We start from the raw sequence: 14,044 nt of genomic DNA on the forward strand, positions 1-14,044 counted from the left end.
GACCGTCACTCGCCGCCGAGATCGGCGAGATCCGCCGCCGTTGGCTCGTCGGGGAGATCGTCGATACACGAAAAGCAGAGGAAGTACTCGCTGCCGTCGTCGAACGCCAGCGTCATTCCGCCGGTCCCGTCCGGGTCGGACGACCAGATGCCGGCGATCCCGCCGCCGATCGGGACGGCCGCACCGCAGGCGTCACACGGATCCGTGGCCATGGTCCGGTTTCGAACTGACGAGACAAAAGCCATCCGAGTCGGCGGTCGAGTCCGGTGATCGGCTCTCGCGCCGGCGGGGTCGCCACTAATCAGCCCACAAGAACTGACCGCGTGACGAGCCCGCCGCCGATACGTTATACAGACGCCACAGTGGCCCCGATCATCACATTGCCGACGATCTCAGTCGTCTCGCGGTCCGACCCGCGGGTCGTTTAAGATGGTACGGGCCGTGCGTTTGAGTATGCGCGTGCTCGTGACGGGGGCGACGGGTTTCGTCGGGAGCCGACTGCTCCCGACGTTGCTCGACCGGGGCCACGAGGTCGTCGCGTTGGTTCGAGACGCGACTCGGTACGACGGCCCCGACGACGTCGAACTGCTCGAGGGCGATCTCCTCGACCCGCCGATCGAGTTCCCGGCTGTCGACGCAGCCTACTACCTCGTTCACTCGATGGGTTCGGGGGACGACTTCGCGGCGCGCGATCGCCTCGCCGCCAGGACCTTCGTCGACGCGGCCGACGCCGCCGGCATCGGTCGCGTGATATACCTCGGCGGATTGGGCGACGACACCGACGAACTGTCGGCGCACCTCCGATCGCGGCGCGAAGTGGAACACACCCTCGAAACCGGAGATTTCGACCTGACGACGCTGCGAGCCGCGATCATCGTCGGGCACGGATCGGCGAGCTTCGAGTTGATCGTGCAACTGGCCGAGCGGTTGCCGGTCATGGTGACGCCGCGGTGGATTCAGACGAGATGTCAACCCATCTTCATCGACGACGTGGTCGCCTATCTCGTCGGCGTCTTGGAGACGCCGAAGACCGCGGGCGAGACCTTCGAGATCGGCGGCCAGGACGTGTTGACCTACCGCGAAATGCTCGAACACACGGCCGAACACCTCTCGGGTCGCCCGCCCTACATCGTCCCGGTTCCCGTTCTGTCGCCTCGGATCTCGGCGCTGTGGCTCCGGCTTCTCACCGACGTCCCGACGGGCGTCGCCCGCCCGCTCATCGCGGGACTCAGAAACACCGTCGTCGTCGAGGATCGGGGCATCGACGAGCATGTTGACGTCGAGTTGACCCCGTTCGACGAGGCGATCCGGTCGGCGCTCGCCGACCGGGGGAAGCGTTGATGGAGCCCGATCACGGCGAGACGTGGGCCTACGAGAGCATCATCGGCGCGCTGCCGGGTATCGATCTTTCGCCCGGCGGGGCGATCGCCATTCAACTCGCCGTCTTCGAAGTCGCCGTCCTCGGGCTTGGGTGGTACTACGACCTCCGAACCGCCGCCGTCGCCGGCACGGCCGCCGTCGTCGTCGCCGCGTTGGGGAGCGCGGAGATGCTCCGAATCAGCGCCGCCGCCCGTCAACCGGAGACGCCGGAACCCTACCGCCGCCTGCTGTTCGGGTCGAGCATCGAGGTCGTTCTCTCGGTGTTGGCGTTCGTCGCGCTCGTCACGCATCTGTTCGTCTTCGATCTCGGGAGCCCGGAGCCGCTCGTCGACACGCTCTTCGGGTCGGAGCCGCCGACGCTCGCGGTGTATCTCATGTTGCTCATCCTGTGGGACCTCTGCTATCGGATCGGCACGGGCTGGTGGGCGTCGATCGTCGGCCTGTGGCGATCGATTCGATATCGCTTCGACGCGCGGACGGCGGCGGTCCTCCGGCGGGCGGACCGCGAGGCCGTCGTGTTCGGCCTGCTCCAACTGCCGCTGTTGCCGTTTCTCACCGGGCAACCCGTGCTGTTCGCGGCGCTCGCGGCCCACGTCGCGGCGGTGCTCGTCGTCTCGGGATCGTCGCTCGTCTTGCTACGCCGTCGCGAGTACTGACGCCGCTATCTGACCCGCGTGTCGACCAGCCCGTAGGGCGTCCCCTCGCCGTCCTCGTTCGCCCGCTCGTAGACGACGTGGGCGGCGGCGACGTCCTGGATCGCCAGGCCAGTCGAATCGAACACCGTCACGCCGTCGTCGGGCGTCCGCCCCTCGCGCTTGCCGGCGACGATCTCACCCAGCTCGCCGTACAGATCGTCGTCGGTGAGGACTCCCTCGCGCCACGGGACGTTGATCTCCCCGGAGTGGGTGCACTGCTCGTAGTCGTCGATGACGAGCTTCGCCGCGGTGACGACGTCGACCGCGAGTTCGTTCTTGTCGGGCGCGTCCGCTCCCATCGCGTTGACGTGCGTGTGCTCGCCGAGGTCAGAAGCGTCGACGATCGGCGACTCGACGGGCGTGACCGTCGAGAGAACGTCGCAGGCGGCGGCCTCGGCGATCGACCCCCCGCGAACGTCGAACTCGTCGCCGAAGCGGGCGACGAATCGCTCGATTGCCGCCTCGCGCGTGTCGGCGACGACCACCGTCTCGATGTCCCGGACGATGCTGATCGCCTCCAGTTGCGTGTACGATTGGACGCCCGCCCCGACGATTCCCAGCGAACTCGCGTCCTCGACCGCGAGGTGGTCGGTCGCGACGGCGGCGGCCGCACCGGTTCGCTTGCGCGTCAGCGACGTCCCGTCCATCACCGCGAGCGGGAACGCGTTGCGGGGGTCGGAGTAGATCATCGTCCCCATCACCGTCGGCAGGTCGTACGCCTCGGGATTGTCCGTGTGGACGTTGACCCACTTGATCCCGGCGGCGTCCCAGTCCCCGGCGTCCATGTACGCCGGCATCGACCGGAAGTCCCCGTCGTACTGCGGGAGGTCGATGTAGGACTTCGCGGGCAGCTGAACGCGCCCGGCCTCGTAGGCGGCGAAGGCCTCCTCGACGGCGACGATGATCTCCACCATGTCGGCGTTCTCGTCGACGTCGTCGGGGTTCAACAGTAGCGTCTCCATGTGGAAAATTTCCGACTGGCAGTATTTATACTATCGGCACGGGTTTCGTCGCCACCCGCTGAATCGGCGGCGAGAACCTCGCATCCGGCGCCGGTGCTAGGTGTCTCTCCACCCCACCACTGCCGGGATGTACAATGTTACTTCGCGGGAACCGTGCATGCCGTGCACACCTCGGCCGTTACTCGAAGTCGTCGAGCGGCTTGCGTCTCGCCTGCTCGCAATACGTTCGGTACACCCCTTCGGCCCACGCCCGAACGTCCGCGTCGGTCGTTTCGAGCAGTGATCGGGGAAACCCCGCGTCGTCCTCCACGCCGATCTGGATGCGCCCGTCGTCGGCCAGCCCCAGATAGAACGGCAGATTGCGCTCGGCAACGAACAGCGTCGATCGCCCCGAGTCGATCATCTCTCGTACGTACGGGGCGAACTCGTCGGATTCGAACGTCGACTCGAGACTCGGCGACAGAATCGTCTCGGCTTCAAGTCAGCTTCCCGTGGTCTCCTCGGTGAGGGTTTTGGTCCCCTCGAGACCGACCGACGGGAGCAAAAACCGCAGTCGGTCCGCCGTACGGAGTATCTCGGTCTGCTTTCGCCCCGGCGCGTGGGGGTCGCCGTCGCGGAGGCGCGGAAAGTCGGGCGTGGACGCGTCGGTGGGCATCCAGCGCAGGAACTCCGACAGTTCCGACACCGTCCGAGCGGTGTCGAGCATTCCGGAGAATTCGTCGATAACGATCGGGCGATCGTCGTTCTGGGGGCGTCCAACTGCGTCCGGAGGTCGCACTGTGTCGCCGATTCGACATCGGCGAGGTGCTCCAGGATACCGACGCGCGATTCGGCCCGTGCCAGAAACCGGATCTGCTCGAGCGGGGTCGTTCCAGTCGTTTTCGGTGTCTCCGGCGTCGATTCGTCACTCATGTTCGTCCCGACGAAGCCACATCTGTCGGTTTTTATTGTGAACTACCCACACATATGAGTTGTGCACGTGATGCACATATTTGCCACGCTGGACGGATGCTGGAGAAGGGCGTCCACGGAAAGCGTTCGCACTCGTGTCGTCGGTTGTAGAAACACGTACGATTCGCAGCGGTGCGTTACCGGAATCGTTTCGGTTGAGGGCCGTGGCGGGGTTGCAGCCGGATCAACCGCGCGTCTTCGGCGTCGTCGGGCCGGTTGTTCGTCGGTGCTGTCGCGTCGGATGCTGTGTCTCGGGTTGCCATCGTGATCGTTTCGGGTGCCACAAACGGCATTGCCAGTTTCGGCTTCGCCCTCATCGGAACGATGGCGCTCGCGACGATGCTGGACCCCGCAACGGCCGTCGTGTTCATGATCGTCCCCATTCTCGCGGTGAACGTCTCGCTGGTGCGTGACCTCTCTCGGAGGGAGCTGCGGTCCTGCAGTCGGCGATTCTGGCCCGTGATCGCCGCTGCGCTGGTCGGAACGATCGCCGGCATGGCCGTCCTCGACAGCGTGCCGCAAGCCCCGCTCCGCCTTGGTCTCGGGGTCCTGACTCTGGGGTTCGTTTCGACCGCCCAACGCCGCGTTCCTCTCCCCGGTATATCGGAGACCGGTACCCGCGATGTCGCCAAGACGCGACTCGGAATGGCCGGCGTCGGTGCCGTCTCCGGCGTCGTGTTCGGCGGGACCAACGTCGGCGTCCAACTCATCGCGTACCTCCGGAGCTTCGATCTCTCGCACGGGCTGTTCGTCGGCGTCGTCGCGCTGGTGTTCTTGGGTCTCAACGGGATTCGGGTCGCCATCGCGGGCGCGTTCGGACTCTATCCGAACCCGATCCTCGCCGCGGCGTCCGCCGTCGCTGTTATCCCGGCGGTCGCCGGCGTCGCGATCGGAAAACGACTCCGGGCTGGGATCGATGAACGGTTTCGAAGAGCGCTGGTGCTCGGACTGCTGACCGTCGTCGGACTCCGATTGCTCACCGGTGGACTCGGCGTCACCTGAGATTGCCCGCTGCCGCACGATCGGCCGTGGGTCGGGGTTCCGTGGCCGCGCTCTCCCCGAGCATTCATATATCGAAACGCGGCCAGACGGCCCATGTCGATTCGAACCATCGCCGGGGACTGTCTCATTCACGCGTCCGGCCACCGCGAGCGAACCGTGCGCGGCCGAGTACTCACCATCGTCAAACCGGACAACACCGTGTTGGTCCACGACGTCGACGGCTATCAGCCGGTCGCGTGGCTGACCCGCCCCGAATCGCTCTCGATCACCCGCGATCCCCTGTGGCTCGTCGCCAGCGACGGGGCCGAGACGCTTCGAATCGAGGCCGTCGGCGACGTGGCGGTCGACGACCACGACGCCACGGCCGCCGGCACGCCGGTCGGGCCATGTCGCTGTGGGGGGACGCTGGTTCGGTCCGGAACGACCGTCGCGTGTCTCGACTGCGCCGAGCGGTTCGGGCTCCCGAGCGGGGCGTCGATGACCGACTCGACGTGCGACTGCGGCCTCCCGACGTTTCTGGTCGATCGCGGCGAGCGCTTCGAGCTGTGTCTGGATTACGCGTGTGGCTCCCTCCTCGACGCCGTCAGCGATCGGTTCGACCGCGAGTGGGACTGTCCGAACTGCGGCGGCGCGCTTCGGGTCCTCAGACGCGGTGGGCTCATCGCCGGCTGCGAGCGGTACCCCGACTGCGACACCGGGTTTGCCATCCCGGACGAGACGATCGGCGGCTCCTGTGGCTGCGGGCTGCCGCTGTTCGAGACCGCCAACGGCACGCGCTGTCTCGACAGCGCCTGTTCGAGCGCGGACGCCGCATGACGCGGCTCCTCCGCCGACTCGCCGGGCCGCCCGCGCCGACCGTAGCGGATATACGGGCGCGCGCGCCAGAGCCATTCATGCAAGGCCACCTGGCCGACGGACTCGTCGAGGTCGGCCCGAACGGTCGCGAGCGGTACTACGACTCCAGCGGCTACGGCCGCCCCCGCGGCGACGGTGTCGTCCTCGATCCAATCGAGGCCGCCCACCTGCTGTACCGCGGCGATCTCGACGCGGTCGACGGAGCCGGTCTCCAGGAGTTCCTCGCCGACAACGACGGGATCGTCGCCCGGTTTCTCGTCTACAAGGACCTCCGCCAGCGGGGTTTCTACGTCTCTCCGGCGCGCGAGGGGTGGGTCGCGGAGCCAACGGGCGTCGACTTCGTCGTCCACCCCCGCGGCGACGGGCCGTGGGACGGAACCGTCGAGTATCGGGTTCGCGTGGTCGGCGAACGCACCGCCGTATCGGTCGCCTCGCTCGGCGACGCCGTGTTGGCGGTCGTCGACGAGGAGAGCGAGCTGACGTATCTGGAGACTGACCGCCCGGCGATCGGCGGCGACAGCCTCCTCGAAACGCCTCCGGACGTCGAGGGAACGCTGCTCGGCGACCGCGCGATCTGTTGGAGTCCGCCCGCCGACCTCTACGAGCGCGGCTTCTACGGTCAGCCGCTCGACGGCGACGACGACGCCCTCCAGCTGTCGCTCCTGGAGGCGGCGTATCTCGCCGACCGCGGCGTCCTCTCCGTCGAGGGCGGGGCGGACGCGATCGAGTCCCGCGGCCGATCGGTCGAGGGCGACCGGTTCGGTCGACGGTTGACCGTCTACCGAACCCTCCGAGCCTGCGGTGTCGTCCCGAAGACCGGCTTCAAATTCGGCGCGGACTTTCGGACCTACGAGACGGTCGAACACGTCGACGAGCTCGGCCACTCCGAACTACTCGTTCGCGTCCTCGACGCTGACGCCGAGCGCTCGCCGCGCGACATCGCGCTCGACGTCCGACTCGCCCACGGCGTCAGAAAGCGGATGGTGTTCGCGCTCGTCGGGACCGATTCGGTTCGGTGGCTGTCGGTCGGTCGCTTGACGCCCTGAGGCGGCGGACGCGAGCCGCGGTCGGGACCGTCAGACCGTCTCGACGCCCCACGCGATTCGGTCCCACAGCCGCTCGTAGAGGTAGTACGTCCCGGTTTTCAGCACGTTTGCGGCGAGCCCGATGTTCACCGCGTCGCCGAGGTCCCCGACGACGACGAACGCGATCGTGACCGTGATCGCGAGCATGAACAGCCGATAGCAGAGCGTCTTGACGATCGCGCGCCGTCGCGCCTGCAACGCGGACCGAGAGAGGATCGTCGACGCCATGCGACACACACCGTTCCTCGTGCAATAAGTATCTATATAAAGTTACGTTTTGCCGATTAGTAACCATATTAAGTTTACATACCGCAGTGCAGCGTCCGGACGTAACGACCTTCGGTCCCCACCTCTCGACCGATCGGACGCCGTGTGAGCCAAACGAACGGTTTTTGAGCCGACCACCCCGACGCCCGTACATGGCAGACGACGGAACCCACGACCGAGAGGGCGCGCCGGCCGTTCGGAGTGACGGCGGGACGAAAGGAGCCGATACCGTGGCCCTCGACCCGTGGGGCTCCTCGACCGTCGACGATTACCGGAAGCTCTTCGAGGAGTTCGGCATCGAGTCCTTCGACGACGTGTTGCCGCGCGTGCCGACACCGCACTACCTGATGCGCCGCGGTGTCATCTTTGGTCACCGCAATTACCGGTCGGTCGCAGACGCGATGACGAACGGCGATCCGTTCGCCGTCCTGTCGGGGTTCATGCCGACCGGCGACCCCCACATCGGACACAAGCTGGTGTTCGACGAGCTGATCTGGCACCAAGAGCGCGGCGGGGACGCCTACGGGCTCATCGCGGATCTTGAGGCGCACGCCGCCCGCGGGCTGTCGTGGGACGAGATCGACGAGCACACCGAGAGCTATCTGCTGTCGCTCATCGCGCTCGGGTTCGACCCCGAGGAAGGCGAGCTCTACCGGCAGTCTACCAATCGTGACGTCCAGGACCTCGCCTTCGAACTCGGGACGAAGGCGAACTTCTCCGAACTCGGCGCGATCTACGACTTCGACGGCGAGACCGAGGTCTCCTACATGCAGTCGGTCGTCACCCAGATGGCCGATATCCTCTACCCGCAACTCGACGAGCCGAAGCCCACCGTCATCCCCGTCGGCCCGGACCAGGATCCCCACATGCGGCTCGCCCGCGATCTCGCCGGGCGGATGCGGTACTTCAAGGTGACCGAGGCGTACGCGAGCTTCGAGCTGGACGATCAAGAGCGCGCCCTCGTCACACGTGCTTACGAGGCGCTCGCTGCCGACGTCGACGATCCCGAAACCGACGTTCGGTGTACCGACGCCGCGGCGTGGCTCGACGCCGAACGCCCCGATTCGGCTTCGCTCGAAAGCACCATCGAAACGCTTGAGTCCGGTGGCAAAGAGCCGCTTCGGCCCCGCGTCCGCTTTCTCGATCGCAACGCGACCGACGACGCATTCGAGGCGCTCATCGAGGCCGTCGAGGGCGAAAAGCGCGTCTACGAGGGCCACGTCGACAGCTTCGATCTCGACCGCGAGGCGGCCGAGGAGCTCGCCCGTCAGGTGGAACTCGACCACGGCGGCTACGGCTTCCTCCCACCGTCGTCGATCTACCACCGGTTCATGTCCGGGCTGACGGGGGGAAAGATGTCCTCGTCGATCCCCGCGAGTCACATCAGCCTGCTCGACGACCCCGAAGACGGCTACGACAAGGTGAAATCCGCGACGACCGGCGGCCGCGAAACCGCCGAAGAACAGCGCGAGTTGGGCGGGGAGGCCGACGAGTGTCCCGTCTACGAGCTGTACGCGTATCTGCTGTCGGGCGACGACGACGAGTTCGCTACCCGCGTCTACGAGGAGTGTGTCGGGGGCGAGCGCCTCTGCGGCGGCTGCAAGGAGCAGGCCGCGGAGCTCATGGCCGAGTTCCTCGAAGCGCACCAAGAGAAACGCGAGGAGGCGAAGGACGTACTCGACGGGATCGACATCGAGTTGGACAGTCCGAGAAAGCGGTAGCCGAGTCCGGGTCGCGACGAATTACGGGTACTGCGGCAGTCGCCCCGACCGCGACGACCCCTCGACAAACGGGAGGTCGACGACCGCTGCCCCGACATCATCTCCGCCGACGCGAACTGTCAACTCCCCCGCTTCGAGTCCGTAGTCGACCAGCGCAAGCGCGATCGGCGCGTCGAGCGACGGGCTGTAGTCGGCGCGCGTGACCTCACCGACGTGCCCGTCGCCGTCGAACACCGCCGCTCCGCCCGTTGGAATCGCATCAAATTCGAGTTCGAGTCCGACGAGTCGGCGCGACGGCTGGCCGCGGTTCTCGATCTTCGAGACGACCTCCTGGCCGACGTAACAGCCCTTCTCGAAATCGAGGGCGTTCCGGAGGCCGAGCACGTTCGGAACAGTGCCCGCCAACTCAGTCTCGAAACGCGGCGTTCCGGCTTCGAGATACAGGTATTCGAGTGTTCGGTAGCCGAACGGCGCGGCGTTCAGCCCGTGGTTGATCAGCGCGTCGAAGACGTTCGCGGCGTCTGCGGCGGCGCAGATCACCTCGTAGCCCTCCTCGCCGGTCAGATCGTCCGTCCGGACGACGGTGACGCCCCAACCGCCGATCCGCCCGCGCACGAACGACAGTGGCTCGTCGGGCGAACTCGGGCCGGTGAGCACCGAGGCGACCTTCTCGGTCGCCTTCGGACCGTGGACGCCGAACACGCCGAAATCATCGCTCGCAGCCCGAACCGTGACGTCCTGAATGAACGTCTTTTCGTCCCACTCCTTGGCGAGTTCCGCCGCCGCCCCCGGCGGGACGAAACACAGCAGTTTCTCGTCGGCGTTGTAGACGTACAGTTCCGTCTCGATCCGCCCCTGGGGGTCGAGCAACAGCGCGTAGACGCCCCGGCTGTCCTCCTCGGGGACCCGGTTCGAGACGGCGTTGTCGACGAAATCGACCCGATCAGAACCGGTCACCTCGACGACGCCGTACCCCATCTCGATCGTTCCGACGACGTTTCTGACGGCCCGATGGACCCGTTCGGGCCGGCCGTAGTGGTCGACGACCCGACGACCGCCGCGTTCGGTGAACGTCGCGCCGTGGGATTCGTGTAGCTCCGAGACGACTGTCATTGTCGCCCCGAACGGTCCGGAGGGGTAAAACGACCGCGTCTCGGCGACGTCTACAGCCCGATTCGCTCGCGGATGTTGTCGAGAAGCGACGACCGTTCGTCGTCAGCGTCCGCCGAACTCGCGTCCGGGACGACGCGGTCGTGGGGGTAGATCCGCATCGGGCCGTCGTCGTTCTCGACGGTGATGAGTCCGGCCTCTTTGAGTTCCGCGAGCGCCGCCTCGAGCTCGTCGATGTCGACCTCGACGCCGCTTCGCAGCTCGAACACGGTCATTCCCTCGTCGGTTCGGTCGACGAGGGTGTCGAGCACTGCGACTTCCGTCTCGTCTCGATCGCGATACTCCCGCTTCGCCTGCATACACGCCGGTTCGACCGGCGTCGGCTTAACCGTTCGGCGGACGCGCGTTCGACGGGAGTGTCGTTCCGGGGCGCTCACGTTGCTCGCGCCCCGCTCCGCCACTCACGGCTCCTGTCGTCGCCGTTCGCCAATTCGTGTTCCTCGCTCTCGCTCGGAACACGCCGTTCGCGGGTCGCGTTGCTCCCCGCTCACCGTTCCGGGGCGCTCACGTTGCTCGCGCCCCGCCTTCGAAGCGTTTTTCTCCCACACCATCACACTCGTGGGTATGGATCGGGACGCCGCCGTCGAAGCCGTCGTCGCGTTGTTCGGCGTCGGGACACTCGCCGCGATCATCCTCTGGATCGGAACCACCTACTACGACGGCGCGCTGACCGATCAGGGAGGCCTCGCGCTAGTCGGCGCGATCGTCTTTTTCATCGTGTTCATGTCAGCGATCGGCCTCGGCCTCTCGCGACGCTACTGACGTTCGACCGTCCGCGCTCTCAGTATCCTCCCCCGCGAGTCACCGCGTTTCCGACTGACGACGCCAATCAGTGACCCGATCGTCGGGCGTCTGTCGGAGTTCCGTCTCGTAGTACGAGAGGGGGTGCCGGATCGTCTCGCAGGTGTCGTCCGCGTTGACGCAGTCACCGTACTCGTCCATCACGACGCACGAGGGGGGTGCGGCGACCGGTCCATCCTCGTCCGCCAGCCGATCGATCTGCGCGCGGACCGACCCGCGGTCGCTCTCCGGCACGTCGCACAGCGCGATCACGCCCTCCGCGTCGAGGCCGGTCGCGAGCAGAAACGACACCAGCGAGAACCGCGAGTGGTCGGTTAATCGGCCCAGCCCCCCGTCGTCGCGCGCCCGCGACAGGAGCGCGCGCATGCACGGCGGGAACAGCCCCGGCGTCACCGTCTCGAATGACATCGGCGGGTCGATGTCGGCGATCGAGCGCCGGAGCGACGCCAGCTCCGCCGACAGCGGCTCCTCGATCTCGGCAGGCACCGGGAGCGGAAGCCCATCCCGAACCCGCCGGCCGACCGCCTCCCGAAGCAGGGTGTACAGCGCCGGGCGTCCGACGGGTACCGTACCGTCCGAGAGGGGACGACGGGCGAGTCGCCACTGCGGCTCCTCCAGCGCGGCGGCGAGTTCGAGATACGCCGTCACGTCGAGGCCGAACCGGCCGTCGCCGATCGCCTCGACCCGCCCCGACAGGTCGAAATCGGCGAGCAGTCGATCGAGCGTCAACCGTTCGCCCCCGGCGCTCTTGAGTTCGAGATCCGCCTCGAAGTCCTCGACGAACCGCTCTCTCGCCGTCGCCGCCTCCGCCGCCGCGTACTTCTCGATCGCCCCCGGCACGTCGAGCAGCGAGACGAGCACGCGGGCGATGGGGTACGAGAGTAACTCCGCGCGGACGCTCCACAGCCGCGGCTCCTCGGCTGCGGTCGTCCCGTCCATCAACGCCCGTTCGACGCGCTCGTGGCCGCGCTCGACGGCCGGGCCGCCCGCCGCGACGAGCTCCGCGAGGTCGATTCCGGCGGCTTCGACGGCTGCCCGCGAGGCGTCCAGAAACGGGTATCGGGCGTGGAGCCGCTCCATACCCCCGCTATCGCCCCGGTGCCGATAAACGCACCGACCTGTTCGATCCGACCGCCCGGCGAGCGATACGCCTTTGGGCGGCGGCGACGACACACGAGCAACGTGCGCCTCAGGTACCGCTGTCCCGGCTGTCGGACGACGAGCAACCTCCACGACCCCGGTTGTGAGTTCGAGGGGACCGACCGTCGCCACATCGAGAAGGCCTACACCGACCTGTTGGGCCCGCTTTCGGCCCGCGAGTACGCCGACGAGGACGCGCTGCGCGCGGACGTGCCGGAGCGTTGGAGCGGCCTTCACTCGGCCGTGTTCGGTCGCCTCGAAAGCGATCAGCGGGTCGTCGAGGAGGACGGTTCGATACGGCTGTTGCCGCCGGAGGAGTACAAGGACCGCGTCTCGCGCCCGACGTTCGAACCGCTTCAGACGATCTACGAGGAGGGGAGCGTCTCGGGTGCGCACGACCACTCCGTGTTCGCCATGGTCGCGTTCTACGAGATGGTCGGCCTCTCTTGGGAGGAGGCCCGCGAGAACACGATCGAGTGGCTCGTGGAGTCGGGGACGTGGACTCGCGGCGGTTTCGAGGAGTCCTCGCCCGAGGAACTCGTCGACTCGAAGCGACACGTCTACGAGCAGGGGTATGGTTGGAAGCAGGCTGCCACCGAGGCGAAGGCCGTCATCGACCGCCGCGTCTCCGCCGCCGAGGAGTGAGGTCGGCGTTCGATTGTCAATTTATTTTGCATCGACGCAAACACTATCACGCCGGGAGCGGAGGTGTACGGTATGCGACGGTGGGACCCATGAGTGTGTCACGCGGTCCGCGCGACCGGGTGCAGATACTCGACGAGGAAGGGACGGTACGTGAGGGCGCGACGGTGCCCGACATCGACGACGACTCGATCGTCGAAATGTACCGCGAGATGCGGCTGGCTCGCCACTTCGACGGTCGCGCGGTCAGCCTCCAGCGACAGGGTCGGATGGGGACGTATCCGCCGCTGTCGGGACAGGAGGCCGCCCAGGTCGGCAGCGCGATGGCGCTCGACGACAGCGACTGGCTCTTCCCGAGCTACCGCGAACACGCGGCGGCACACGTCCGCGGCGTCGGCCTCGACCGGACGCTCCGCTACTGGATGGGCGACGAGCGCGGCAACGCCCACCGCGGGCTGAACGTCTTCCCCGTCGCGGTGCCGATCGCGACCCAGATACTGCACGCGACGGGCGCGTCGTGGGCGGCCGATCTGCGCGGCGACGACGCGGCGTTCCTCTGTTACTTCGGGGACGGCGCGACGAGCGAGGGTGACTTCCACGAGGGGCTGAACTTCGCCGGCGTCTTCGACCTGCCGGCGATCTTCTTCTGTAACAACAACCAGTGGGCAATCTCGGTCCCCAGAGAGCGCCAGTCGGCCTCCGAAACGCTCGCTCAGAAGGCCCATGCCTACGGGTTCGAGGGTGTGCAGGTCGACGGGATGGACCCGCTCGCGGTGTATCAGGTGACGCGCGACGCCGTCACGAAGGCGAACGATCCGGAGGCGGCGAGCGACGAGAGCCCGGGCCGCGCGACCCGGCCGACGCTCATCGAGGCGGTGCAGTACCGCTTCGGCGCGCACACCACGGCGGACGACCCCTCAGTCTACCGCGACGACGACGAGGTCGAACGCTGGCGACAGAAGGATCCGATTCCGAGACTGGAGACGTACCTCCGCGATCGGGGGCTGCTCGACGACGAATCGGTCGACGCGATCGGCCAGTCGGTCGAAGACGAGGTCGCAGAGGCGATCGAGGCCGCCGAAAGCACTTCCCGTCCGGAACCGAGCGATATGTTCGACAACGTGTTCGCCGAACGGACGGATCCGGTGGCCGCCCAGGCGGCCCATCTCGAACAGCTACGCGAGCGCTACGGCGACGAGGAACTACTGGAATGAGTACGCAATCATCCGATACCGATACCGAGACAGAGACGCAGAGTTTGACGCTGGTACAGGCGGTCCGCGACGGGCTGCGAAGCGAGATGGAACGCGACGAGGACGTGCTCGTTCTCGGCGAGGACGTCGGCAAGAACGGCGGCGTTTTCCGCGCCACCG

The 14,044-nt window shown here is 67.0% G+C and carries 17 protein-coding genes and 2 pseudogenes; 10 read left to right on the forward strand and 9 right to left on the reverse strand.

All coding sequences use genetic code 11. The annotated features are described in order from the left end of the window. Positions 1-5 precede the first annotated feature (5 nt). Positions 6-212 carry a DUF7561 family protein gene (locus DM868_RS10290; RefSeq protein WP_137276790.1) on the reverse strand — a complete coding sequence of 69 codons (207 nt, stop codon included), beginning with the start codon at positions 210-212 and terminating at the stop codon, positions 6-8. A 241-nt stretch (positions 213-453) separates the two neighbouring features. Between DM868_RS10290 and DM868_RS10295 the strand changes: the two genes are divergently transcribed. Continuing rightward, positions 454-1,341 (forward strand): NAD(P)H-binding protein, encoded by an 888-nt coding sequence (locus tag DM868_RS10295; protein ID WP_137276791.1) that lies wholly within the window; start codon positions 454-456, stop codon positions 1,339-1,341. Continuing rightward, the gene (locus tag DM868_RS10300) at positions 1,341-2,036 is read left to right on the forward strand and encodes a DUF7530 family protein (protein ID WP_137276792.1); all 696 of its coding nucleotides are present in this window, start codon (positions 1,341-1,343) and stop codon (positions 2,034-2,036) included. Before DM868_RS10295 ends, DM868_RS10300 begins: the two co-directional genes overlap by 1 nt. A 5-nt stretch (positions 2,037-2,041) precedes the next feature. Here DM868_RS10300 and DM868_RS10305 read toward each other — a convergent pair whose 3' ends face one another. The 4 genes and pseudogenes from DM868_RS10305 to DM868_RS15900 all read right to left on the reverse strand — a co-directional run. Then, a complete protein-coding gene (locus DM868_RS10305; protein WP_137276793.1) occupies positions 2,042-3,037 on the reverse strand; it encodes an ornithine cyclodeaminase family protein in 996 nt (331 codons plus the stop codon). A gap of 178 nt (positions 3,038-3,215) precedes the next feature. Continuing rightward, a complete protein-coding gene (locus DM868_RS10310; RefSeq protein ID WP_449289567.1) occupies positions 3,216-3,503 on the reverse strand; it encodes a transcriptional regulator FilR1 domain-containing protein in 288 nt (95 codons plus the stop codon). Between the two features lie 15 nt (positions 3,504-3,518). Beyond that, positions 3,519-3,815, reverse strand: a complete 297-nt coding sequence (locus DM868_RS10315; protein ID WP_137276795.1) for a hypothetical protein — start codon at positions 3,813-3,815, stop codon at positions 3,519-3,521. A 2-nt stretch (positions 3,816-3,817) separates the two neighbouring features. Next, positions 3,818-3,949: pseudogene (locus tag DM868_RS15900) on the reverse strand (hypothetical protein); the annotation flags it as partial. Positions 3,950-4,249: 300 nt separating this feature from the next. Here DM868_RS15900 and DM868_RS10320 point away from each other — a divergent pair. The 3 genes from DM868_RS10320 (at position 4,250) to endA (ending at position 6,891) form a co-directional block, all read left to right on the forward strand. Next, positions 4,250-4,990 (forward strand): sulfite exporter TauE/SafE family protein, encoded by a 741-nt coding sequence (locus DM868_RS10320; RefSeq protein WP_246049060.1) that lies wholly within the window; start codon positions 4,250-4,252, stop codon positions 4,988-4,990. Positions 4,991-5,083: 93 nt separating this feature from the next. Beyond that, positions 5,084-5,806, forward strand: a complete 723-nt coding sequence (locus DM868_RS10325; protein WP_137276797.1) for an endonuclease NucS domain-containing protein — start codon at positions 5,084-5,086, stop codon at positions 5,804-5,806. Between the two features lie 77 nt (positions 5,807-5,883). After that, a complete protein-coding gene (gene endA, locus DM868_RS10330) occupies positions 5,884-6,891 on the forward strand; it encodes a tRNA-intron lyase (protein WP_137276798.1) in 1,008 nt (335 codons plus the stop codon). A 30-nt stretch (positions 6,892-6,921) separates the two neighbouring features. Here the strand turns inward: endA and DM868_RS10335 are convergent, their stop codons facing one another. Then, positions 6,922-7,158 (reverse strand): DUF2061 domain-containing protein, encoded by a 237-nt coding sequence (locus tag DM868_RS10335; protein WP_137276799.1) that lies wholly within the window; start codon positions 7,156-7,158, stop codon positions 6,922-6,924. A 191-nt stretch (positions 7,159-7,349) separates the two neighbouring features. On the opposite strand from DM868_RS10335, the gene DM868_RS10340 reads away from it, so the two are divergent. After that, positions 7,350-8,918 (forward strand): tryptophan--tRNA ligase, encoded by a 1,569-nt coding sequence (locus tag DM868_RS10340; RefSeq protein WP_137276800.1) that lies wholly within the window; start codon positions 7,350-7,352, stop codon positions 8,916-8,918. Between the two features lie 21 nt (positions 8,919-8,939). On the opposite strand, the gene ygfZ is transcribed toward DM868_RS10340, so the two are convergent. Together ygfZ and DM868_RS10350 are read right to left on the reverse strand one after the other, a co-directional pair. Continuing rightward, on the reverse strand, positions 8,940-10,031 hold the full coding sequence (gene ygfZ, locus DM868_RS10345; RefSeq protein WP_137276801.1) for a CAF17-like 4Fe-4S cluster assembly/insertion protein YgfZ: 1,092 nt from the start codon (positions 10,029-10,031) through the stop codon (positions 8,940-8,942). 50 nt (positions 10,032-10,081) lie between these two features. Further along, entirely contained in the window at positions 10,082-10,387 is a 306-nt protein-coding gene (locus tag DM868_RS10350; protein WP_137276802.1) for a DUF6432 family protein, read from the reverse strand. Between the two features lie 265 nt (positions 10,388-10,652). Here DM868_RS10350 and DM868_RS10355 point away from each other — a divergent pair, with 265 nt between their 5' ends. After that, positions 10,653-10,850, forward strand: a complete 198-nt coding sequence (locus tag DM868_RS10355; RefSeq protein ID WP_137276803.1) for a DUF7472 family protein — start codon at positions 10,653-10,655, stop codon at positions 10,848-10,850. Positions 10,851-10,889: 39 nt separating this feature from the next. On the opposite strand, the gene DM868_RS10360 is transcribed toward DM868_RS10355, so the two are convergent. Further along, positions 10,890-11,969, reverse strand: a complete 1,080-nt coding sequence (locus tag DM868_RS10360) for a DNA primase large subunit PriL (RefSeq protein ID WP_137276804.1) — start codon at positions 11,967-11,969, stop codon at positions 10,890-10,892. 102 nt (positions 11,970-12,071) lie between these two features. Here DM868_RS10360 and DM868_RS10365 point away from each other — a divergent pair, with 102 nt between their 5' ends. From DM868_RS10365 to DM868_RS10375, 3 genes and pseudogenes are all read left to right on the forward strand, one after another. Next, positions 12,072-12,674, forward strand: a complete 603-nt coding sequence (locus DM868_RS10365; RefSeq protein ID WP_137276805.1) for a DUF7474 family protein — start codon at positions 12,072-12,074, stop codon at positions 12,672-12,674. A gap of 89 nt (positions 12,675-12,763) precedes the next feature. Beyond that, positions 12,764-13,885 (forward strand): pyruvate dehydrogenase (acetyl-transferring) E1 component subunit alpha, encoded by a 1,122-nt coding sequence (gene pdhA / locus DM868_RS10370; protein WP_137276806.1) that lies wholly within the window; start codon positions 12,764-12,766, stop codon positions 13,883-13,885. Beyond that, positions 13,882-14,044, forward strand: a pseudogene (locus tag DM868_RS10375) (alpha-ketoacid dehydrogenase subunit beta); the annotation flags it as partial. The gene pdhA and the pseudogene DM868_RS10375, both read left to right, overlap by 4 nt.

This window comes from Natronomonas salsuginis (assembly GCF_005239135.1).
Classification (GTDB): Archaea; Halobacteriota; Halobacteria; order Halobacteriales; family Haloarculaceae; genus Natronomonas; species Natronomonas salsuginis.